Origin of the sequence: Sphingomonas glaciei (assembly GCF_023380025.1) — a bacterium.
Classification (GTDB): Bacteria; Pseudomonadota; Alphaproteobacteria; order Sphingomonadales; family Sphingomonadaceae; genus Sphingomicrobium; species Sphingomicrobium glaciei.
In genome coordinates this window covers 480,164-500,173 of the sequence record NZ_CP097253.1, presented here as the reverse complement: position 1 = coordinate 500,173, position 20,010 = coordinate 480,164, and the positions used below count along the sequence as shown (strand labels likewise).

27 protein-coding genes are annotated in these 20,010 nt (G+C 66.3%); 18 read left to right on the top strand and 9 right to left on the bottom strand.

Going from position 1 to position 20,010, the window contains the following annotated elements:
- Window positions 1-29: 29 nt before the first annotated feature.
- Together M1K48_RS02275 and M1K48_RS14340 are read left to right on the top strand one after the other, a co-directional pair.
- On the top strand, window positions 30-395 hold the full coding sequence (locus tag M1K48_RS02275) for a DUF4440 domain-containing protein (protein ID WP_249504270.1): 366 nt from the start codon (window positions 30-32) through the stop codon (window positions 393-395).
- 104 nt (window positions 396-499) lie between these two features.
- Complete coding sequence (locus M1K48_RS14340; RefSeq protein ID WP_319941190.1) at window positions 500-685, top strand: hypothetical protein; 186 nt, start codon at window positions 500-502, stop codon at window positions 683-685.
- Here M1K48_RS14340 and M1K48_RS02265 read toward each other — a convergent pair.
- A complete protein-coding gene (locus M1K48_RS02265) occupies window positions 661-1,419 on the bottom strand; it encodes a competence/damage-inducible protein A (protein ID WP_249504269.1) in 759 nt (252 codons plus the stop codon). The genes M1K48_RS14340 and M1K48_RS02265 overlap by 25 nt on opposite strands.
- A 47-nt stretch (window positions 1,420-1,466) precedes the next feature.
- On the opposite strand from M1K48_RS02265, the gene map reads away from it, so the two are divergent.
- A complete protein-coding gene (map, locus tag M1K48_RS02260; RefSeq protein ID WP_249504268.1) occupies window positions 1,467-2,294 on the top strand; it encodes a type I methionyl aminopeptidase in 828 nt (275 codons plus the stop codon).
- A 6-nt stretch (window positions 2,295-2,300) separates the two neighbouring features.
- Here the strand turns inward: map and M1K48_RS02255 are convergent, their stop codons facing one another.
- Window positions 2,301-3,047, bottom strand: coding sequence for a phosphocholine cytidylyltransferase family protein (locus tag M1K48_RS02255; RefSeq protein ID WP_249505147.1), 747 nt, complete (start codon window positions 3,045-3,047; stop codon window positions 2,301-2,303).
- 74 nt (window positions 3,048-3,121) lie between these two features.
- Between M1K48_RS02255 and M1K48_RS02250 the strand changes: the two genes are divergently transcribed.
- A complete protein-coding gene (locus M1K48_RS02250) occupies window positions 3,122-3,460 on the top strand; it encodes a P-II family nitrogen regulator (protein ID WP_249504267.1) in 339 nt (112 codons plus the stop codon).
- A 36-nt stretch (window positions 3,461-3,496) separates the two neighbouring features.
- A complete protein-coding gene (locus tag M1K48_RS02245; protein WP_249504266.1) occupies window positions 3,497-3,721 on the top strand; it encodes a helix-turn-helix domain-containing protein in 225 nt (74 codons plus the stop codon).
- Here M1K48_RS02245 and M1K48_RS02240 read toward each other — a convergent pair.
- A complete protein-coding gene (locus M1K48_RS02240) occupies window positions 3,718-4,152 on the bottom strand; it encodes a nuclear transport factor 2 family protein (RefSeq protein WP_249504265.1) in 435 nt (144 codons plus the stop codon). The two genes, M1K48_RS02245 and M1K48_RS02240, sit on opposite strands and share 4 nt — an antisense overlap.
- A 108-nt stretch (window positions 4,153-4,260) precedes the next feature.
- Here M1K48_RS02240 and M1K48_RS02235 point away from each other — a divergent pair, with 108 nt between their 5' ends.
- The 3 genes from M1K48_RS02235 to M1K48_RS02225 all read left to right on the top strand — a co-directional run bounded on the left by M1K48_RS02235 (window position 4,261) and on the right by M1K48_RS02225 (window position 7,356).
- Entirely contained in the window at window positions 4,261-4,743 is a 483-nt protein-coding gene (locus M1K48_RS02235) for a VTT domain-containing protein (protein WP_249504264.1), read from the top strand.
- Between the two features lie 103 nt (window positions 4,744-4,846).
- Complete coding sequence (glnA, locus tag M1K48_RS02230) at window positions 4,847-6,265, top strand: type I glutamate--ammonia ligase (protein WP_249504263.1); 1,419 nt, start codon at window positions 4,847-4,849, stop codon at window positions 6,263-6,265.
- 131 nt (window positions 6,266-6,396) lie between these two features.
- A complete protein-coding gene (locus M1K48_RS02225; protein ID WP_249504262.1) occupies window positions 6,397-7,356 on the top strand; it encodes a PilZ domain-containing protein in 960 nt (319 codons plus the stop codon).
- On the opposite strand, the gene M1K48_RS02220 is transcribed toward M1K48_RS02225, so the two are convergent.
- The 3 genes from M1K48_RS02220 to M1K48_RS02210 form a co-directional block, all read right to left on the bottom strand.
- Complete coding sequence (locus M1K48_RS02220) at window positions 7,353-7,817, bottom strand: hypothetical protein (protein WP_249504261.1); 465 nt, start codon at window positions 7,815-7,817, stop codon at window positions 7,353-7,355. The two genes, M1K48_RS02225 and M1K48_RS02220, sit on opposite strands and share 4 nt — an antisense overlap.
- 108 nt (window positions 7,818-7,925) lie before the next feature.
- A complete protein-coding gene (locus M1K48_RS02215; protein WP_249504260.1) occupies window positions 7,926-9,338 on the bottom strand; it encodes an amino acid permease in 1,413 nt (470 codons plus the stop codon).
- A 53-nt stretch (window positions 9,339-9,391) separates the two neighbouring features.
- A complete protein-coding gene (locus M1K48_RS02210; RefSeq protein WP_249504259.1) occupies window positions 9,392-9,598 on the bottom strand; it encodes a hypothetical protein in 207 nt (68 codons plus the stop codon).
- Between the two features lie 126 nt (window positions 9,599-9,724).
- On the opposite strand from M1K48_RS02210, the gene M1K48_RS02205 reads away from it, so the two are divergent.
- Window positions 9,725-9,901: a hypothetical protein gene (locus tag M1K48_RS02205; RefSeq protein WP_249504258.1), complete on the top strand. Its 177-nt coding sequence runs from the start codon at window positions 9,725-9,727 to the stop codon at window positions 9,899-9,901.
- Here M1K48_RS02205 and M1K48_RS02200 read toward each other — a convergent pair.
- Window positions 9,898-10,521: a S24 family peptidase gene (locus tag M1K48_RS02200; protein WP_249504257.1), complete on the bottom strand. Its 624-nt coding sequence runs from the start codon at window positions 10,519-10,521 to the stop codon at window positions 9,898-9,900. The genes M1K48_RS02205 and M1K48_RS02200 overlap by 4 nt on opposite strands.
- A 285-nt stretch (window positions 10,522-10,806) precedes the next feature.
- Here M1K48_RS02200 and M1K48_RS02195 point away from each other — a divergent pair, with 285 nt between their 5' ends.
- Window positions 10,807-11,139 (top strand): hypothetical protein, encoded by a 333-nt coding sequence (locus tag M1K48_RS02195; RefSeq protein WP_249504256.1) that lies wholly within the window; start codon window positions 10,807-10,809, stop codon window positions 11,137-11,139.
- Here the strand turns inward: M1K48_RS02195 and M1K48_RS02190 are convergent.
- Window positions 11,136-11,642: a hypothetical protein gene (locus tag M1K48_RS02190; RefSeq protein WP_249504255.1), complete on the bottom strand. Its 507-nt coding sequence runs from the start codon at window positions 11,640-11,642 to the stop codon at window positions 11,136-11,138. The genes M1K48_RS02195 and M1K48_RS02190 overlap by 4 nt on opposite strands.
- Window positions 11,643-11,651: 9 nt before the next feature.
- A complete protein-coding gene (locus M1K48_RS02185) occupies window positions 11,652-12,194 on the bottom strand; it encodes a type 1 glutamine amidotransferase domain-containing protein (RefSeq protein WP_249504254.1) in 543 nt (180 codons plus the stop codon).
- Between the two features lie 39 nt (window positions 12,195-12,233).
- Here M1K48_RS02185 and M1K48_RS02180 point away from each other — a divergent pair, with 39 nt between their 5' ends.
- The 8 genes from M1K48_RS02180 (at window position 12,234) to M1K48_RS02145 (ending at window position 19,897) form a co-directional block, all read left to right on the top strand.
- Window positions 12,234-13,355, top strand: a complete 1,122-nt coding sequence (locus M1K48_RS02180; RefSeq protein ID WP_249504253.1) for a DNA topoisomerase IB — start codon at window positions 12,234-12,236, stop codon at window positions 13,353-13,355.
- 61 nt (window positions 13,356-13,416) lie between these two features.
- Window positions 13,417-14,523: a mechanosensitive ion channel family protein gene (locus M1K48_RS02175; RefSeq protein WP_249504252.1), complete on the top strand. Its 1,107-nt coding sequence runs from the start codon at window positions 13,417-13,419 to the stop codon at window positions 14,521-14,523.
- 392 nt (window positions 14,524-14,915) lie between these two features.
- The gene (locus M1K48_RS02170) at window positions 14,916-15,575 is read left to right on the top strand and encodes a hypothetical protein (protein ID WP_249504251.1); all 660 of its coding nucleotides are present in this window, start codon (window positions 14,916-14,918) and stop codon (window positions 15,573-15,575) included.
- Window positions 15,576-15,848: 273 nt separating this feature from the next.
- Entirely contained in the window at window positions 15,849-16,304 is a 456-nt protein-coding gene (locus tag M1K48_RS02165; protein ID WP_249504250.1) for a MaoC family dehydratase, read from the top strand.
- Window positions 16,305-16,412: 108 nt separating this feature from the next.
- Window positions 16,413-17,597: an acetyl-CoA C-acyltransferase gene (locus M1K48_RS02160; RefSeq protein ID WP_249504249.1), complete on the top strand. Its 1,185-nt coding sequence runs from the start codon at window positions 16,413-16,415 to the stop codon at window positions 17,595-17,597.
- 5 nt (window positions 17,598-17,602) lie between these two features.
- Window positions 17,603-18,187 carry a DUF4126 domain-containing protein gene (locus M1K48_RS02155; protein WP_249504248.1) on the top strand — a complete coding sequence of 195 codons (585 nt, stop codon included), beginning with the start codon at window positions 17,603-17,605 and terminating at the stop codon, window positions 18,185-18,187.
- A gap of 37 nt (window positions 18,188-18,224) precedes the next feature.
- Window positions 18,225-18,488, top strand: a complete 264-nt coding sequence (locus tag M1K48_RS02150) for a hypothetical protein (protein ID WP_249504247.1) — start codon at window positions 18,225-18,227, stop codon at window positions 18,486-18,488.
- Window positions 18,485-19,897 carry an MFS transporter gene (locus tag M1K48_RS02145; RefSeq protein ID WP_249504246.1) on the top strand — a complete coding sequence of 471 codons (1,413 nt, stop codon included), beginning with the start codon at window positions 18,485-18,487 and terminating at the stop codon, window positions 19,895-19,897. Before M1K48_RS02150 ends, M1K48_RS02145 begins: the two co-directional genes overlap by 4 nt.
- Window positions 19,898-20,010 lie beyond the last annotated feature (113 nt).

Here is a 20,010-nt window from a genome sequence, read left to right as displayed (position 1 = left end):
TTCCCCCGATCAACAAGGAGAGCGAGACGATGGAAGACGAACGCATCTGGGCAATGGAAGAAAAGCTCTGGCACGGCAGCGATGAGGTCTACGAGCGGCTGGTCGATGAGAATGTCGTGATGAGCCTGCCGGCCGAGCCATTCATTTTCAGCCGCGACCAAGCCAAGGCCGCGGTCAAGGACACGCCGCGGTGGGAGCAGGTGAACTTCTCCGACACCAGGGTGAACCGCCCGCACGAAGGGCTGATCGTGATCGGCTACCAGGTCGAGGCGACACGCGGCGAGGAGACCTATCGCTGCTACGCCAGTTCGACCCTGATGCGCCGCGGGCACGAGGACTGGACCGTGGTCCACCACAGCCAGGTGGTGCCGCCCAAGGCGGTGGTCGACTCCTGAGCGAAGACTATCCCAGGACGCCCGACGGCCGCTACTTCGTGGTGCGCGGGCGTCTTTGGCGATTGAGCAATCCGGCCCTCCCTCCCGATCGGCGGGAGGAACTGGTGCGCGAGTTGATGGACGCCCGCCGCAAACGTCATCGCGCCCGGGTCGACGCTGTCAAGCGGGCGCTGGGCGAGCGCGGCCCGGTGTGGTGGGACGATGGCGCGCGCGACTGGAACCGGCACCTGGCCAAGAACACGCCCTATGCCGACTGGTGGGCCGCTCAGACCCCGCCCATCACCACCTGATAGCCGGCGCTTTCCATGCTGGCCTGGAGCAGGTCGGCGACCGCCTGCGCCTCTTCCCGGCTTTCCGAACGAACCACGAAATTGGCCCCGACGCGGCCCTCGCGGAAGAAGGGATAGGAGCCGATCGCAATGCCCTCGTGGGCGCGCTCGGTCTCGCGCAGCAGGTCGGCGACCTCGCTTTCGGGGACCATCCCGCCCAGCGTAACGCTAACTACCGGCAACCCGCCCTCCAGCGTCCCTGTGAGCGCATCGAGCATGCCCGCCGCGATGTGCGGCACGCCGGCAAGGATGAAGATGCTGCCATGACGGATGCCCGGCGCCCCCGACACCTTGTTGACGATGAGTTCCGCCCCGTCCGGCACCCGCGCCATCCGCAGACGCGCGTCGGTCACTCCGCCGCGGGTTTCGTAATAGCGCTCGAGGATGGCCCGAGCGTCGGGGTGGATCACCACCTCGACCCCCAGCGCGGCGGCGATCGCATCGACTGTGATGTCGTCGTGGGTCGGCCCGATCCCGCCGGTGGTGAACAAATAGTCGTTCTCGCTGCGCAGCGCGTTGGCGGCCGCGACGATCTTCTCGAGCACGTCGGGCACCACCCGCACCTCGGCCAGCCGGATGCCCTGCACGTTGAGCCAGGTCGCGACTTGCGCGACATTGCGGTCCTGCGTCCGTCCGGACAGGATCTCGTCACCGATGATGAGGAGTGCGGCGGTCCAGGTGCGGGTGCTTGTCATTGGGGTCGGGCTAACCTTTTCCGACGGTCGCGGCTATATGGCCCTTGATGACTCAGTATATTACCGTCGCCGCCGAGGACCGCAGCGAAGCCCGTAGCGGCGTGATCAAGCTTCATGGCGAAGACGGCTTCGCCGGCATGCGGGCCGCGGGCCGCCTCGCCGCCGAGATCCTCGACGCGCTCGTTCCCTTGGTCGCGCCGGGCGTCACCACCAGCGAGATCGACGACACGGTCTTCCGCCTGATGCGCGAAGCGGGCGCGGTGCCGGCGACCCTTGGCTATCGCGGCTATACCCACAGTTGCTGCACCTCGATCAACCAGGTCGTCTGCCACGGCATTCCGGCCGACAAGCCGCTCAAGGACGGCGACATCATCAACATCGACGTGACCCCCATCCTTGATGGCTGGCACGGCGATTCAAGCCGAATGTACATGGTCGGCGACGTCGGGGTTAAGGCGCGTCGGCTGGTCGACGTCACCTACGAATGCCTGATGCTGGGGCTCGATCAGGCCCGTCCCGGCAACCGGCTCGGCGACATCAGCCACGCGATCCAGCAGCATGCCGAAAAACATCGCTATTCGGTGGTGCGCGATTTCTGCGGCCATGGCCTCGGCCGGCTGTTCCACGACAGCCCGGAGGTTGTCCACGCCGGCCGCCCCGGTACCGGCCCCGAACTCAAGCCCGGCATGTTCTTCACGGTCGAACCGATGATCAACATCGGCCGCGCCGACTGCAAGATGCTCGACGACGGCTGGACCGCGGTGACCCGCGACCGCTCGCTGTCGGCGCAATTCGAACATTCGATCGGGATCACCGAAGACGGTTGCGAAATCTTTACCGCCAGTCCCAAGGGGCTCGACAAGCCGCCTTACTGACCCCGGTTACCAGCCGGAGACCATCGCCTCGGCGCGCTCGATATCCTCGGGGAAGTCGACTTCGCCCCACTGCTGTCCGGCGATGTCGAGCGTCCACACCGCGCTATCCTGCGCCAGGTGGTGGATGACCCTGAGGTACCAGATTTGCGTCCCCTCGGGCGAGCGCATTGCCGCTTCGATCGCGCCCCGGAACCGCTCGGTCCCGTCGCCGCGAAAGGCGAGCAGGCCGATCGACTCCGCGTTCACGCCGTCGGCATCCGCCAAGCGCTTGCCGATCGAGCGCAGTCTTCCGTCCTCTTCGACCACCTTCATGTCGTCGGCATCATAGCCCTCAGCCTTGCGGTCGATGGTGACGCAAATCCCTTCCTGGCGGTTGGCCACTACCTTTTTCATCAGTGCGGGGCTGACCATGGTGTCGCCGTTCCACACCAACGTGTCCCCGCTCAGCGCTTCGCGCGCCATGAACAGCGAGCCGGTGTTGTCGGCGACCTTGTAGAAGGGGTTGAACAAGGTGCGCACCTGCGGCCCCTGCCCCGCCGCCCGGCGCCGCTCGAGCGCGGCTTCCACCGCATCCTCGCGAAATCCGGTGACCACTACCACCCGCTCGATCCCGCAGGCGGCGGCAACGTCGAGCTGGCGGTCCAGCAGGCTGCGCCCGCCGAATTCGATCAGGCACTTGGGCCGGTCGTAGGTGAGTTGGCCGAGCCGGGAGCCTTGTCCCGCCGACAGGATGATTGCCTGACGCATGGCCAGTGCGGTTGCCGGGGAATTGCGGCAAAGCCAAGACGCTGTCTAAGGTGGACCGGCAGGGCGTGGGAGAAGTTGACGTGAAGAAGGTCGAAGCGATCATCAAGCCGTTCAAGCTGGACGACGTGAAGGACGCGCTCCACGACGTCGGGGTCAGCGGCATGACCGTGACCGAGGTCAAGGGCTTCGGCCGTCAGAAGGGCCATACCGAGCTGTATCGCGGCGCCGAATATGTCATCGACTTCCTGCCCAAGGTGAAGATCGAGGTCGTCGTCGAGGACAGCCTGGTCGCCAACACGGTGGAAGCCATCGCCAGCGCCGCGCGCACCGGCCGGATCGGCGACGGAAAGATCTTCGTCTCGCCGGTCGATCAGGCGATCCGGATCCGCACCGGGGATCAGGGTGCGGATGCGATCTGACCCGCGCTGTACGATGTTGCTTAAGAGTCCCGCCCGATGACCGACGTCACCACCCCGGATCCGCGCCTCGCCTCGATGGCGCCAGAGGAGCTGCGCAGCCACATGCGCGCGCTCGGCTATCGGACCCAGAACGACCTTGCCGCCGCGATTGGCGTCAGCCGTTCGGCCGTATCGTTATGGCTGGAAGGAAAGGTCGGCGTGCCGCGTCCGGTCGCCATGCTGCTTCGGATGCTGGTCGCGGCCCAGCGCCGCGCTTACTAGCGCCAGAGCTGGAGCCCGCGAACCGCGTCGGGGAAGGGCGAGCCCTCGTCGATCCGCGCCATTTGCCGATCGGCCAGCTGCCAACGCTGGGCGATGCCCGAACGGCGCCAATAGTCGGCCATCCACCAGGAGCCCGACAGGTCCACCCCGTCGATCTCGATCTTGAGCTCTAGCTCGGCCGCGAACAGGGCCGAGGGCCCGATGGTGCGCGAGTAGACGCTGTTGCCGACCCGGTAGCCGTTCAGCCGCCACCCGGTGCCGGCCGCTTCGATCAGGCTCTTGCGGTCGAGCAGCACCGGCGACTTGGCTCCGACCACCAGGCGGAAGCGGCTGGACAGCAGCTTCTTCATCGCCTTGCGGTCACCCTCGAGCCACGCCCGCATCAACTGATGCTCCAGCGCCTCGATACGCACGTTACCCTCGCTTGCCATGGAATGGCTCATAACGCCGCGTTGCGCGGAGGCAACGGCGTGTTCGATAGAGGGCAGCATCGGCGTCAGGCTGGAACGCTCCGTGCCTTCGTTCATTGGCTATCAAGCATGGAACTCGCCGCGCTGCACCTTCAACTGGCCCCGTTGCTGCCGGCGATCGGCGGGACGATCGGCGGCGCCTTGCTCCTCTACCTTCTCGCGACAACCCTCACCGCCTGCTCCGTTCCGGGCATGATCATCCCGATGAGCCTGACCGGCGGTCTGTTGCTCGGACCGTGGCTGGCGGTTCTGACCGTCGCGACCGGGGCGGTGACCGGCAGCCTGCTTCTGTTCGCCCTGACCCGCCGGTTCGGGGCCGAGCGGTTGCGCCGCCGCTTCGGCAGCCGGCTCGAACCCTTCGAGGAGCGGCTGACCCGGCTTGGACCCTATGCGGTCGCCGGCTTGCGCGTCGCCGGTGCGCCGGGTCCGCTGATTACGGCGGGCGCTGCGCTCACCTCCATGAACCGCACGCCTTTCGCCCTCGCTACCCTGCTCGGCCTGCTGCCCAGCGTCGTGCTGGCGGCGGCCAGTCCCGGTCTGATACTCGGCTGACCGCAAGGTTCCCGCGAAGATTTCACCCTGCCCTTGGCCTTGAGCGCCCCGGCTGGAATCGGTGTCCGCGCAACTCTCAAGCAAGCGCAAGGACGATTCTCCCATGGCCGACAAGGTGACCGCTTCCGACATCATGAAACGCCTGGAAGAGGAGGAGATCGAGTGGGTCGATCTTCGCTTCACCGATCCCAAGGGCAAGTGGCAGCATCTGACCATGGCCGCCGGCGCCATCGACGAGGACATGCTGGAAGACGGCTTCATGTTCGACGGCTCGTCGATCGGCGGCTGGAAGGCGATCAACGAGAGCGACATGATCCTGATGCCGGATCTGGGCGCGACCTACATCGACCCGTTCAGCGCCACTCCGATGCTAATCCTTTGCTGCAACGTGGTCGAGCCGGCGACCGGCGAACTTTACGCCCGCGATCCCCGCTCCACCGCGACCCGCGCCGAGGCCTACCTCAAGGAAACCAACCTCGCCGACACCGTCTATGTCGGGCCGGAAGCCGAATTCTTCATGTTCGACGACGTCCGTTTCGGCGACGACTATAACGGCAGCTACTTCCACCTCGACGATATCGAACTGCCGACCAACACCGGCCGCAGCTACGAGGGCGGCAATATGGGCCACCGTCCACGCGCCAAGGGCGGCTACTTCCCGGTCGCGCCGGTCGACAGCGCCGTCGACATCCGCGGTGAGATGGTCTCGACCATGCTCGAAATGGGCCTGCCTTGCGACAAGCACCACCACGAGGTTGCGGCCGCCCAGCATGAGCTCGGCCTGACCTATGGCACGCTGGTCGAAACCGCCGACCGGATGCAGGTCTACAAGTACGTCGTGCATCAGGTCGCCCACGCCTACGGCAAGACCGCGACCTTCATGCCCAAGCCGATCGCGCAGGATAATGGCTCGGGCATGCATACCCACTTCTCGCTGTGGAGCGATGGCAAGCCGCTGTTCGCGGGCAACGGCTATGCCGGGCTGTCCGACACTGCGCTCTACTTCATCGGCGGCGTCATCAAGCACGCCCGCGCGCTGAACGCCTTCACCAACCCGACCACCAATTCGTACAAGCGCCTGGTCCCCGGTTTCGAAGCCCCGGTGCTGCTGGCTTACTCCAGCCGCAACCGCTCGGCCTCCTGCCGCATCCCCTACGGCACTGGCGAAAAATCGAAGCGCGTCGAATTCCGCTTCCCCGACGCGATGGCCAATCCCTATCTCGCTTATGCCGCGATCCTGATGGCCGGGCTCGACGGCGTCCAGAACCGCATCCATCCGGGCGAGGCGATGGACAAGAACCTCTACGACCTGCCGCCGGCCGAGCTGGTCAGCGTTCCGACCGTCTGCGGTTCGCTCCGCGAAGCGCTCACCAGCCTGTCCGCCGACAAGGACTTCCTGCTCAAGGGCGACGTCTTCTCGGCCGACCAGATCGACGCCTATATCGAACTCAAGTGGGACGAGGTCATGCGCTGGGAAACCACCCCCAGCCCGGTCGAGTTCGACATGTATTATTCGAGCTGAGCCACCTGGCGTCGTCTCTGCCGGAGCGGGGACGACGCCTTTTTTCGCCGCCGGTTAAGGCACCGGCAACCAGTTGGTAACCGCTCGGCGCCTAGTCTTGCCTTTCTTGAGCGCAAGGACGGTAGGCAGGCATGAACGAATTCCGGGACCGCATCCTGGCGGGCAAGCCCCTCCGCGACCCTCTCCTTCGCGCCAAGGCCAAGTTGCCGCGTGTCGAGGTCAGCACCACTGCCGAGCAAAAGGCCTTGGCCGAACTGGCGATCGGACGCGAAGCCAGGCGCCAGGCCAATCATCGCGATGCGGATCGTCACCGGCTCGATTCTGAAACCGTCGAACTCAGCCGGAACGGCCGCACGCAGCAGGTCTCGCTGATCAACCTCTCGGGCGGCGGCGCGATGATCGAGGGCGTGGATGGATTGAAGCTGTGGGACAGGGTCGAGCTTCGGCTCGGCGGCACCGCCAATCTCCATGCGGTCGTGCGCTGGGTTCGCGGCCCCCGCTTCGGCCTCGAATTCGCCCAGGAAACGCGGATCGATACCGGCAACGAGGAGCTGGCCGCGACCCTGCTCGCGGTGATCGCCAAATCCTTTCCCGACGTGGCCTCGATCCTTCCGGAGACGGGCAGCGCTCCGTCCGATACCGCCGAGACACCCCCGGGAAGCGACGGCCGCGACCAGGCCGAGCGTGAACTTCGCCACCCCTTGATCTGGTCGGGCATCGTCCATTTCGACCACGACAGCGCGCCCGTGCGGCTGCGCAACATCTCGTCCAGCGGCGCCCTGATCGAGAGCGCCGCCCTCTATCCGGTAGGCGTCGAAGTGCTGCTCGATCTCGGTCAGGCCGGGACGATCTTCGCGACCGTGACCTGGTCGCGCGGCGATCAGGCCGGGCTCCTGTTCCACTCGCCTTTCGACCTCGCCGAGCTGGCCAACGCTAGGCCGCAGGTCGCGACATCGGGCTGGGAAGCGCCCGACTATCTGCGCGACAAGGCGAATGCGAACAGTCCCTGGGAAGGGCATTGGACGCAAACCGATCTCGGCCGGCTCCAACGCCAGCTGGAAAGCACCCGCAGCGCCATTCGCCGGCGCTAGTCGGCGGCTCCTGCCGAAAAGCTAGTGACCTCCAAATCGAAGAACGGCTGACCGTCGGGCCTGATCTCCAGCCGGCGCGGGAACACCGTCGCATTGCTGCGCCCCAGGCCGACGATGCGGAATTCCTGCCGCACCGGCGCTCCTTCGGCCGCAACCCAGTTGGCTGCGGTGCGGACCTCGTTGCCCCGGCAGCGGAACGAGGTCCGTCCATCGACGACGAACGCCTCCGACATCACCTTCCCCGCAGGCCGTGCCGCGCAGATGCGGGCCGCCTCCTGCAACTGGCGGTAGAAAGCGAACTGCGCTCGCTCCTCGGTCGCAAAGGCGGCGGGCATCGCCGTCACCTTGCCGCCACGCTCGAGCGTGGCCTTATCGACATCCGTTATGATCAGGCGCCTCAGTCCCTTGGCTTCGCCCTCGGCGACCGGCCAGCCCTCGCTGACGATTTTTCCGCTTTCCATCCGCGTCCTCACCGCGATCGCGATGTCGCGCCTGCCGTTCTAGACGACCGCGCCCTTCCCATTGCAGGGTCGGCAGCGTCACTGCGGCGGCAAGGGCGAGCAGCAGGCTCAAGCCGTCGCCCGGCTCCGCGCCGCCTGCCGCTGCGCCCACAGCAGGTAGACCACCAACCCGATCAGGTTCCACAGCAGGAAATACCAGCGGGTCTGCGCGGGCAGGCTCCAGAACAGGTACAGGCAGCCGAGCATCCCCAGTGGGCCGATGACGAAGGCGGCGGGTGCCCGGAACTTGCGCTCGGCACCCGGATTGCGGCGGCGCAGCACCAGCATCGCCGCGCACACCGCGACGAACGCAGCCAGCGTCCCGGCATTGGCCAGCGCGGCGATCTCGTCGAGCGGGAACAGCCCGGCGATCACCGCCACCACCGCCGCGGTGAACAGGGTAATCCGCACCGGGCTGCCCCGGCGCGAAACCCGAGCCAGCCCCTGCGGCAGAAGGCCGTCGCGGGCCATGGTGAAGAAGATTCGGCTCTGCCCGTAGAAGAACGCCAGGATCACCGTCGGGAGCGCGATCACTGCGCTCGCGCCCAGCAGCTGCGCGCCCCACCCCGACCCGATCTCGCGCAGGATCAGTGCCAGCGGCTCGGGGCTGTCGGCGAAGCGGGTGTAGGCCAGCGCGCCGATCGCCGCGGCGGCCACCGCCATATAGATCGCGACGCACACCACCATCGATCCGACGATCCCGATCGACAGATCGCGTCCGGGGTTCTTGGCCTCTTCCGCCGCGGTTGCGATGGCGTCGAAACCGTAAAAGGCAAAGAAGATGATCGCGGCAGCCGCCATCACGCCGACTTCGCTTCCGCTCGGGCCCGAGCGCGGGAAGCCGAACGGCATGAATGGCTCGAAATTGCTTGCCTGGAAGTGCGGCAGCGCGATCAGGATGAATAGCGCCAGCGCCGCCATCTTCACCAGCACCAGGATCGCGTTGAGCGTCGCGCTTTCGCGGGTCCCGGCCATCAGCATCGCCGCGACGAGCCCGATGATCAGGATCGCCGGCAGGTTGAGGACGCCGCCAGCATGCGGTCCCGCAATCCACGCCTGCGGCAGCGCCCACCCCAGGCTCGCCATGAACCCCGACACATAGCCCGACCAGCCGACGGCCACCGCGCTCACCACCAGGCTATATTCGAGGATCAGGCTCCACCCGATGATCCACGCGATCAGCTCGCCGAACACCACGTAACTATAGGTATAGGCCGATCCCGACGCCGGGATCATCGTCGCCACCTCGGCATAAGCCAGCGCGGCGCAGGCGCAGATCAGCCCGGCGATGGCAAAGCTCAGGATCACCGCCGGACCCGCCTTGCCCGCCCCGACCCCGATCAGGGTCAGGATGCCGGTGCCGACGATCGCCCCGACGCCCAGCGCCACCAGGTGCGGCCAAGACAGGGTTCGCGCCAGGCGATGATGCTCGGCCAGTTCGTCGTGGGCGGTGACACTCTTGCGGTAGGTCCAGTTGTTCATGGACCCGAACGAAGCGGAAGGCCGCGGGTGCGTCAACCCGAAGCCCGGGTCGGTCAGTGCACCGTCCCGCTCGGCTCCTGGTCGGACAGCGTCACGATCACCCGTTCGATCTGCCGCCAATGGCAGAAGCGAAGCACGTTGCCGCGGTCTCGCGCGCCTTCGGCACGAACCGCGGCCTCCAGCGCCGCATCGGCGCCGAAGGAGTCGATCAGGCTGCAAGCATCGTCGAGGGCGTCACGCGAAGCGATAAAGGTCGTCATGTCTCCGGCCTAGCAGCGAGGGGTTCACCGACCGGCCACCAGACACGGTTGACGCGCCGTTCACCCTGTCTGTTGTCATGGCGCGGCCGGGTTGGCGCGCCATTCGCCCTCGCCTATGGCACCGCGATGCAACGCGACGGTTCCACGGCCCTGTACGCAGGCGGCCTCCTGATTTTCATCGGTTTTCTGGTCGGATCGGCCGCGGGCATCGCCTATGACGAGCCGAGCCTCGGGGCGATCCTCGGCGTCGCCGCCGCCGCCGTGCTTGCCATTCTTCTCTGGCTCCGCGCCCGCTCGGGCTAGGCGACCCGCCGCCCGGTCCAGATCACCCGGCCAATCAGCTTGATGTCCGACAGCGACAGGTCCGGCCAGTCGGCATAGGCCGGATTGTCCGATTGGACCGTCACCCGCCGGGTCACCGGATGCAGGGTCAGGCGCTTGACCAGCAGGCTGTCCTCGATCCGCAGCACGTAGATCCCGTCGCGGACCCGCGCTTCGCCGTCGCTTCGATCGACCAGGATGTCGTCGCCGGGCAGCAAGGTGTTGGCCATCGAATCGCCGTCGACCTGCACAAGGTTGAGTTCGTCGGGCCCGGCCGAGGTCAGGCGATTGAGCCAGGCCGGGTCGAAGCCGATCTGCGCCACCGGCATTTCACTTCCCCCCTCCGTCCCGGGACCTGCCGACACCGCCAGATCGAGCAAGGCAATCGGCACCAGCCCGGCGGTGGCGGCCGAGTGGCTGGAGCCCCCGAGCAACTGCTCGGCAATTCCGAAATGCCGCGCGAGCAAGCGCCGCTCCTGCTCGGGCAGGCGCCGCGGCGTCCCCCGGCGGATGAATTGCTGGATGTAAGCGCTATTGCGCCCGACCATTCTCGACAGGCTGGCATAGTCCTGCTCACGCTCACGGCACAGTTGTTCGAGCACCTGGCGCGGGTCCGTAGTTAATTTCCTATCTACCATAGGATTTATCCCTAGACATGTAGGATGCGAATTGGAAGGTTCGTGATTGCCGAGTCGTCGGGGTGCGGGGACGTGAAAGATGTACTTACTCAGAGATGTAGAGCGCTTTCTGAATGCCGAAAATTTCAGTGCAGCGCGATTTGGACGAGAGGCGATGGGGGATCCGCGATTCGTGTTCGATCTTCGCCGGGGCCGCGAGCCCCGACCAGAAACCGTTGAAAAGGTGAAAGCTTATCTGGAGATGGCAGGATGAACCGGCCTCGCATGACGGCGTATGCCAATGTCCTCCTCCGCCTTCTTCTGCAGCGCGCGGGAGAGGACTGCAACAGGATTTTTCTCAGCGAGTGGAAGACGGTCGAATGGAACTCACTCACCCTCGACGGTGAGCGCCACCGCGCCAGCTTCACCGTCGGTGGGCCGGACCCGCTGCGCTTCGCGGCGCTGTGGCTGGCCGGCCTGTCCGAAGCCGAGTTCGCCATGACCCGCGGCTTCGTAGCCGATATCGAGGTGATCGGAACGCCGACCCTGCGGGACGATGGCATGGCGGAAGTCGAGATCGCTGCGCTTACGCTCGACGATTAGGCGAGGCTCCGGCGCAGCTCGCCAAGCGCCTGGCGAAGGGCGGCGGAGGCATCAGCCTCAAGGTCGAGGACGGTGCCCCCACGCTCTTCGCCGCCGCTTCCGCCGCCAAGATGGCGCTCGATCCGCCGGGCAAGCTCACCCGGCGTCGGAAGCGGACGCGGGGCGAACAATTGCACGACCCGGCTGTCGGTCGCCGGATCGTCCAGCCGGTCTTCGAGCTCAAGCGGTTCGGGGCCGAGGACCTCGGTCAGTTCCAGCACCGCCGGCTCGGCGGGCGCGACCTCGACCGGGACCAGCGCAAAGGCCGGCACGCGAAACCGTCGCGGTTCGGGCCGGACCTGGCGCAGCGCTGCCAGCGCAAGCAGGCATCCGGCGCTGGCCGCCACCACCGCCGGCAGCGCCATCCCCAACAGCAACAGGCAGGCGCCGAGCGCCGCCCCGAGCAGCCCTGCGGCCACCCCGTCGATGCTCCACCCGATCAGTTCGTCGCCGCCCCTGTCCATGCCCCACCGCTAGGCGCGAAAGGTTAGGCTTTCCTTAGCCGCGGCCAGCAACGCATCGGCAAAAGCGGCACTGTCCTCCGGCCCGACCGCCGTCACCACGCTGCCGTCGCGCACCACCGGCCCGTCGCTCACCACGCCGCCGGCATTGCTGAGGTCGGTCCGGATCGAGCGCCACCCGGTCACCTGTCGCCCGCGCACCCCGTCGGCCTCGACCAGCAGCCACGGCCCGTGGCAGATCGCCCCCACCGCCTTGCCCGCGGCGAGGAACGCCCGGACCAGCGCCACCGCCGCCTTGTCGGTGCGCAAGTGATCGGGATTGATCAGCCCGCCCGGCAGAAGCAACGCATCCCACTCGGCCGAATCCGCCTCGGCGATCGTCAGGTCGGGCGTGATCCACCGCCCCGGATCGTCCATCACAGTCGCCCGGATCGGCTCGCGCGACGGCGCCGCCAGCCGCACGTCGCACCCTGCCGCGCGCAACCGCTCGAGCGGCACGAACAGCTCGTCCTCCTCGAACCCGCTCGTCGCCATGATCAGGACTTTGGTCTGCATGGGGAACAAGCGTTACGGCTCCGGCGCTTTTCCCTCAAGATGGAACAGTCCGCCCCCGCCCGCCTCCGCCACTGCTGCGACGATCAGCCGGGCATCACCCGCAAGCAGATCAAGGGCAAGTGGGCCTATTTCTCGCCCGACGGCGACCGCATCACCGACCGCGACGAGATCGACCGCCTCAACGGGATCGCGCTTCCCCCCGCCTACACCGACGCCTGGTTCTGCCCCTTCCCCAACGGTCACATCCAGGCCACCGGCCGCGATGCCAAGGGGCGCAAGCAATATCGCTATCACGACGCCTTCCGTGGCCGCCAGGACAAGAAGAAGTATCTCGGCACGGTCGAGTTCGGCTCCGCCCTTCCCAAGCTCCGCCGCCGCGTCGAAAAAGACCTCGGCGGCAAGCCGACCAGCCGCGAGGCCGTGCTCGCCGCGGTCGTCCGCCTGCTCGACACCGAACACATCCGCATCGGCAACGAAAGCTACGCCCGCGACAACAAGAGCTTCGGCGCCACCACCCTGCGCAGCCGCCACCTCACCCGCTCGGGCAACAAGCTGCTGGTCAAGTTCAAGGGCAAGCATGGCATCACCCGCGAACTGGCGATCACCGATGCCAAGCTCAAGCGGGTGGTGTCCAAGATCACCGAGCTGCCCGGCCAGAACCTATTCCAATACGTCACCGACGACGGCGAGACCTGCGCCATCGCCTCCTCGGACGTGAACGATTATATCCGCGAGGCGACCGGCGGCGACTTCACCGCCAAGAACTTCCGCACCTGGAGCGCGAGCGTGATCGCGTTCGACCAGATGCTGTCCGCGCAGGAAGAGGAAGTCCGCAAGATCAGCCTCAAGACCGTGCTCGAACCGGTCGCCGAAGCGCTCGGCAACACCCCTGCGATCAGCCGCAAGTCCTACGTCCATCCCAAGCTGATCGAGGCCACCCGCGACAATCCCAAGCGCCCGCTCGGCCCCATCGAGCGGCCCCGCGCCCGCAAGTATCTCGCCAGCGAGGAAGTCGGGCTGATCGCCTGGCTGATGAAGGGCAAGAAGAAGTCGGGCAGCGCGAAGGAGGCCCAGGCCAATGTCGACGCCGCGGTCAAGGCCGCCGACGTCTCGATGGCCAAGGTCGATGCCGTGGCAAAAAAGGTCGCGGCAGCCGCCTGAGGCAACCGCCTGCCCGGGGCGCGCTTGACCCCCGCCCCGCCCCTCCGCCATCTGCGCGGCCATGAACGCCAAGCTTACGCACCTCCTCGACTGGCTCACCGCGAACCTTGAATCGCTGGCCCTTGGCCTCGCCGTGGCTTTGGGGCTCGTCGGGGTGATGCTGATCGCCCGCGCGATTGGCCACCGCATCGTCGCCGGCGACCCTGGCGCGACGACCTGGAAGGGGGTCGTCGGCCGCGTCCTTTCCAGGACCGGCGTGCTGTTCATGGCCGCCGCTGCGCTCGAGATCGTCCTTAACTATGCCGAGCCGCCAGCCGGCGTCGCCCACCTGTTTCACAACGCCTTCATCATCGCCTTCGCCCTGCAAGCCGCGGTGTGGGCGCGCGAACTGATCCTCGGCGTGATCGGCGCCCGCGTCGGCGAGCGGCCGGGCGAGACCACGCTCGGCAATGCGATGGGCGTGATCCGCGTGCTGGTCAGCGTGGCGGTGTTCGCCATCGCGATGGTCGTCATCCTCGACAATCTCGGGGTCAATGTCACCGCGCTGGTCGCCGGCCTTGGCATCGGCGGCATCGCCATTGGCCTTGCCGCGCAGGGCATCTTCTCCGACCTGTTCGCCGCCCTCGCCATCCTGTTCGACAAGCCCTTCCGCCGCGGCGACACCATCCGCTTCGACACCACCACCGGCACGGTCGAGAAGATCGGCCTCAAGACCACCCGCCTGACCAGCCTGACCGGCGAGCAGGTGATCATGGCTAACACCAAGCTCCTCGAGCGCGAGGTCCGCAACCTCGCCGCCGGCCACGAACGGCAGGAGACCCTGCGCTTCGGCCTGACCTATCAGACCCCGCCCGAAAAGCTCGAGCGCGTCGCCGACATCGCCCGCGAGGTGGTCGAGGCCCAGGAAGGCTGCACCCTCCATCGCTGCGTGCTGGTCGCGCTCGGCTCCTCCAGCCTCGACCACGAGCTGCTGTTCCGCCACACCGGCCTCGACGCCGACATCCTGTTCGCCAAGCGCGCCGCGATCATCATCGCCCTCCTCCGCCGCTTCGCCGAAGAAGGCATCGACTTCGCCTATCCCACCCAGACCACCTTCACCGCCGCGCCCGACGGGACGCTGGTCATGCCTTATGCGACGAACCCGCCGGTGCTGCAGAAAGATGTTTAAGCGGAGAATGGCGGGCGTATAATGTTCGTTTACGACCCTTCGCAGACAAGCAAATAAAAACGTCCGAGTGCTCAATTGCGGGCATCGGATCGACCTCCACAATTGATCCGTTCTGGAGGTTATTTCACTGTTTACTTGCGGATATACCAGTTGAAACAACTTAGCATCATTGTAGACGGCGGCTCTCGCGGGGGAGTTGCGTCGTTTTTACTTTTTTCAACTGGGTTAACGCTCGCCGGTCGACGCTCGCACGAATGACCTTGGCAGTTGGCGGACTTATGGCGTGCGCCACCGCGTTGGCACATCTCCCACTATGGCCCCCGCCGGCGTTGCCGCCAACCATAGAAGAGTTCGAGCCTGGCCTGACTCACCTGGATAGCGTCGACGAGGTCATGACTACTCTCAACAGCGCCAATCCCAATGCCACTCAGCTGCAGAAGCTCGATGCCGCAGACGCTTTGCTGCGCAAGAGGTTCGTGCACGGTTACAGTTACTTCCGCATGAAGCAAAACTGGATGGCGGCATTTCTGCGACCGGTCTGGGATGATCTTGCAGCGCCAGTACGTCCGGACGACATCCTGAAATTCAGGCGCGCTGCCTGCAGCCAGCAGGCAATTGTTTTCCAGGAGATTGCCAAGCGTCTAGGGTTCGAATTCGCATCGGTAAGGATCAATGGCCAGGAAAATCTGGGCGGACATTTCTTGCCTACTATTAAAATCGAAGGTCAGTGGTGGGTATACGATGCAAATCAAGAGATTGCTGCTCGTCGTTATCCGCTAGACTGGCTTATGACAGCAGACGCGCAAATTTCGAACGTTTACCAGCCGGATGTGGCAAGGCTTCTCCTTAACAGTGCGCACGCTAAGCGGGTCAGGTTCACCGATCTCAACGAAAATGCTGCGGAGCAAGCCTCGCTTCTACACGGAGCGTTGGCTCTCTTGAGCAGCGTGGGCTGGATGCTTGCACTGCTCCTTTGGGCCATCCTTCGCCCGAGACCAAAGCAGCAGAACTTACCTGTGGAATTTCCGCAACCTGGGAAATGCGCAGCTTAGGTCCGCTTTCCACCCATTGGCGACGTTGGCGTTCCCGCTTGCAAAGTAGGAATTCCTCTGCTGGACTAACCGCAACGGTTCCCTGCCATGCTCTTTCTCAGCGCCGTCATTCTTCGCCCAAGCCGAACGTCACACCCTTCGCGCAAATACCTCGCCACCAGTGACCTTTGTGACCTTGTTCATAATCGTTAATGCCAATTCGTCACCGCGGGCTTGACCCGCGGGCGCGCTTCTTCTTCGGTCGCCCGCTATTCGCCAGCCAGAAGGAAGCCCATGCCCGTCGCCAGCATCGACACCATCCGCAGCAAGGTCGGGCAGGAGCTTGGCGCCTCCGACTGGATCGAGGTGACCCAGGATCGCATCAACCTCTTCGCCGACGCGACCGAGGACCAGCAGTTCATCCACGTCGACGAGGCACTGGCCGCGCAGACCCCGTTCGGCGGGACGATCGCCCACGGTTTCCTCTCGCTCTCGCTCTTGTCGCGCATGGCCGCCGACGTGATGCTGGCGCCTGAGACGACCCGGATGGGCGTCAACTACGGCTTCGACAAGGTCCGCTTCCTCGCCCCCGTCCGCGCCGGCAAGCGGGTCCGCGGCCACTTCACCCTCGTCGCCTTCGAGGAGAAGCGTCCCGGCCAGTATCAATTCGTCCATGACGTCACGGTCGAGATCGAGGACGAGGACAAGCCCGCCCTGATCGCCACCTGGATCGGGCAGGTCTTCGCGTGAACCAATATCCCCTCCCGCTTGCGGGAGGGGTCGGGGGTGGGTTAGGCAACTCGCGACACGCCCACCCCCAGCCCCTCCCGCCAGCGGGAGGGGAGCCTAGGAGCATCCATGTCCACCGTTCGCGACGCCGTCATCGTCTCCACCGCCCGCACCCCGATCGGCCGCGCCTATCGCGGCGCCTTCAACGCGACCCCCTCGCCCACCCTCACCGCCCACGCCATTAAGGCCGCGGTCGAGAGGGCCGGCGTCTCCCCTGACGAGATCGAGGATTGCGTTATCGGCGCCGCGCTCCAGCAGGGCGTCCAGACCACCATCGGCCGCACCGCCGCGCTTCGCGCCGGGCTGGGTGTCGGGGTGGCCGGCATGTCGATCGACCGCCAGTGCGCCTCGGGCCTGATGGCGATTGCCACCGCCGCCAAGCAGGTCATCGTCGACCGGATGGACGTCTGCGTCGCCGGCGGCGTCGAAAGCATCAGCCTGGTCCAGACCCCCGAAATGCGCCTCGGCTCCGATCCCGAGCTGCTGAGCATGCACAATGCCGTCTACATGCCGATGATCCAGACCGCCGAAGTGGTCGGCAATCGCTACGGAATCAGCCGCGAACGCTGCGACGAATATGCCCTCCGCTCGCAGCAGCGCACCGCCGCCGCCCAGGCCCAGGGCCGGTTCGACGACGAGATCGTCGCGGTCACCGCCAAGATGGCGGTCAAGAACAAGGAGACCGGCGAAACCTCGATGCAGGAAGTCACCCTCGCCAAGGACGAGGGCAACCGCCCGCAGACCACGCTCGAGGATCTCGCCAAGCTGCAGCCGGTGATGGGGCCGGAGCAGATCATCACTGCCGGCAACGCCAGCCAGCTGTCGGACGGCGCCTCGGCCTGCGTGGTGATGGACAGCGCGCTGGCCGAGAAGAAGGGCCTGACCCCGCTCGGCCGCTATGTCGGCATGGCGGTCGCCGGCACCGAGCCCGACGAGATGGGCATCGGCCCGGTCTATGCCGTGCCCAAGCTGCTCGGCCGCTTCGGCCTCAAGGTCGAGGACATCGGCCTGTGGGAGCTGAACGAGGCGTTCGCGGTGCAGGTGCTCTACTGCCAGGACAAGCTCGGCATCCCTGACGAGCTGCTCAACGTCAACGGCGGCGCCATCTCGATCGGCCACCCCTACGGCATGAGCGGCGCGCGCCTGACCGGCCACGCGCTGCTCGAAGGCAAGCGCCGCGGCGCCAAATATGTCGTCGTCACCATGTGCGTCGGCGGCGGCATGGGCGCGGCCGGCCTGTTCGAAGTCTTCTAACCCACATGGGCGGGGTAGAGCTGCTGGCCCTTGCGGCCTCCACCAGTCTCCTGGCTGGCTGGCGGCTCTACCTCGTCACCTTTGTCACCGGATTGTCGATGCGGCTGGGCTGGATCGCCCTGCCCGAAAAGCTTGCCGCGCTCGACGTACTCGCCAATCCGTGGGTGCTGGTCATCGCCGGCGCCGCCGCCCTGTTCGAATTTTTCGCTGACAAGATCGCCTTCATCGATACCCTATGGGACGGCATCAACACCGCCATCCGACCGCTGGGCGGGGCTTTGCTGTCGCTTGCCATCGTCGATCCGGGCGATCCCGTATGGCAGGTGGCCGCCTTCCTCCTCGGCGGCGGCGCGGCCTTCCTGTCGCATTCGGGCAAGGCCGCGACCCGGGCGATGGTCAACACCTCGCCCGAACCCGTCAGCAACATGGTCGTCTCGACCGGCGAGGATATCGCCACCGCCGGGCTGCTGGCCCTCGCGATCGCCAACCCGATCGCGGCGGCGCTGATCGCGCTGATCCTGGTGCTCGCCAGCCTGTGGCTGATCCTCTCCGCCCGCCGCCTCGTCCGACGGGTTCTGAACCGAAGCTAGTTTCGCGCATTGCACAACCGAAACAAGGGAGAAGCAAATGCCCGAAGGCGGTCATACCAGCCTCGTCGAACGGATCGCCCGCGTGTTGTGCGGGTCGCAACATAGCGCCAACGCCGAAGGGTCGGAGGAGCATGCCTCGTCGCACGTCGACCAGCATTGGATGACCCACCGTAACCAGGCGCTGGCCGTGCTCAAGGCGATCCGCGAGACGGACGCCAGCGGCGCCAGCGTCGGTGACCCCGTCACCTGGACCCGGATGGTCGAGGCCAGCATCGCCGACGCCGAAGACGATCGCAGGTGAGTGCCAACGCGGCGGTGCGATCGGACGCGAAGTCGCCGCACCCCAATTGGACGCTGGCCGCCTGCATCCTCGCCTCGAGCCTGAGCTTCGTTGAAGGCTCGGTGCTGAACGTCGCCCTCCCCGCCATCCGCGGCAGTTTCGACGCGGGGGCAAGCGAGGTCCAGTGGGTCGTCAACGCCTATCTCCTGCCGCTGTCGGCGCTGCTGCTGCTCGGCGGAGCGCTGGGCGACCAGCATGGCCGCAAGCAGCTGCTGATCATCGGCACCGCGCTGTTCGCCGCCGCGTCACTTCTTTGCGCCCTCGCCCCCGACCTCGCCTGGCTACTCGTCGGCCGTGTGCTGCAAGGCATCGGAGCGGCGCTGCTGCTGCCCAATAGCCTGGCATTGCTCAATTCCTCCTTCACCGGTGAAGAGCGCGGAAGGGCGATCGGCATCTGGGCCTCGGTCGGGGCCGGCGCCGCCGCGATCGCGCCGCTGATCGGCGGCTGGCTGGTCGATCATGTCGGCTGGCCGGCGATCTTCTACATCAATCTCCCCCTCGCCGCGGGAGCGATCCTGATCGCTGCCCGCTTCGCCGCCGAAAGCCGCAACGAGGAAGCAGCCCGGACCGATTTCCCGGGCGCGATGCTGGCGACGCTCGGCCTGCTCGGGGTGACCTATGCACTGACCCTGTGGTCGGTGCAGCTGACGGTCGACCCGCGGGTCATCGCACTAGGGCTCGCCGGTCTGGTCCTGCTCGGCCTGTTCCTGTGGGTCGAGGCGCGTCGCGGTGATACCGCGATGATGCCGCTGGCGATGTTCGGTGATCGCTGCTTCACCGGCACCAACCTCCTGACCTTCCTGCTCTACGGGGCCTTCGGGGCGGTGATGCTTCTGATCCCCTACGTCCTGATCGAGGCGGGAGGCTATTCGCCGCTCCAGGCAGGCCTCGCCCTGACCCCGCTGGCCGTCATCATCGCGGTGGCGTCGCCGCTGATGGGCAAGCTGGCGGCGCGGATCGGCGGACGGCTGCCGCTGACGGCCGGCCCGGTGGTCGTCGCGGCAGGCCTGCTGCTCGCCACCCGCATCGATGCCGAAGGCAGCTACGCATTGACCGTGCTGCCCGCCGTGGTGGTGCTCGCCGCGGGCATGGCGCTTGCCGTGACACCGCTGACCAGCACGGTCTTAGCGTCGGTCGACCAGCGCCATGCCGGCACCGCCAGCGGCCTCAACAGTGCGGTTGCCCGAACCGGCGGCCTGATCGCCACTGCCCTACTGGGCGCGGTCCTCGCAGCCGAGGGCGCAGCGCTGGTCGGCGCTTTCCACACTGCCCTGCTGGTCGCCGCGGTGGTCAGCGCAAGCGCCGGAGCGGTCGCCTGGCTGACCGTCGGCGGCGCTGCCGCACGAACAAGAAAGGCCGCCGAAGCCTGAGCTTCAGCGGCCTTTCCATTGTCTTGCTCGGTGAACCGAGCCGTTAGGCGACTACCTCAAAACTGGAGGCAGGGCTCACCGACTTGGGACAATGAGACATCTGACCACCTCCT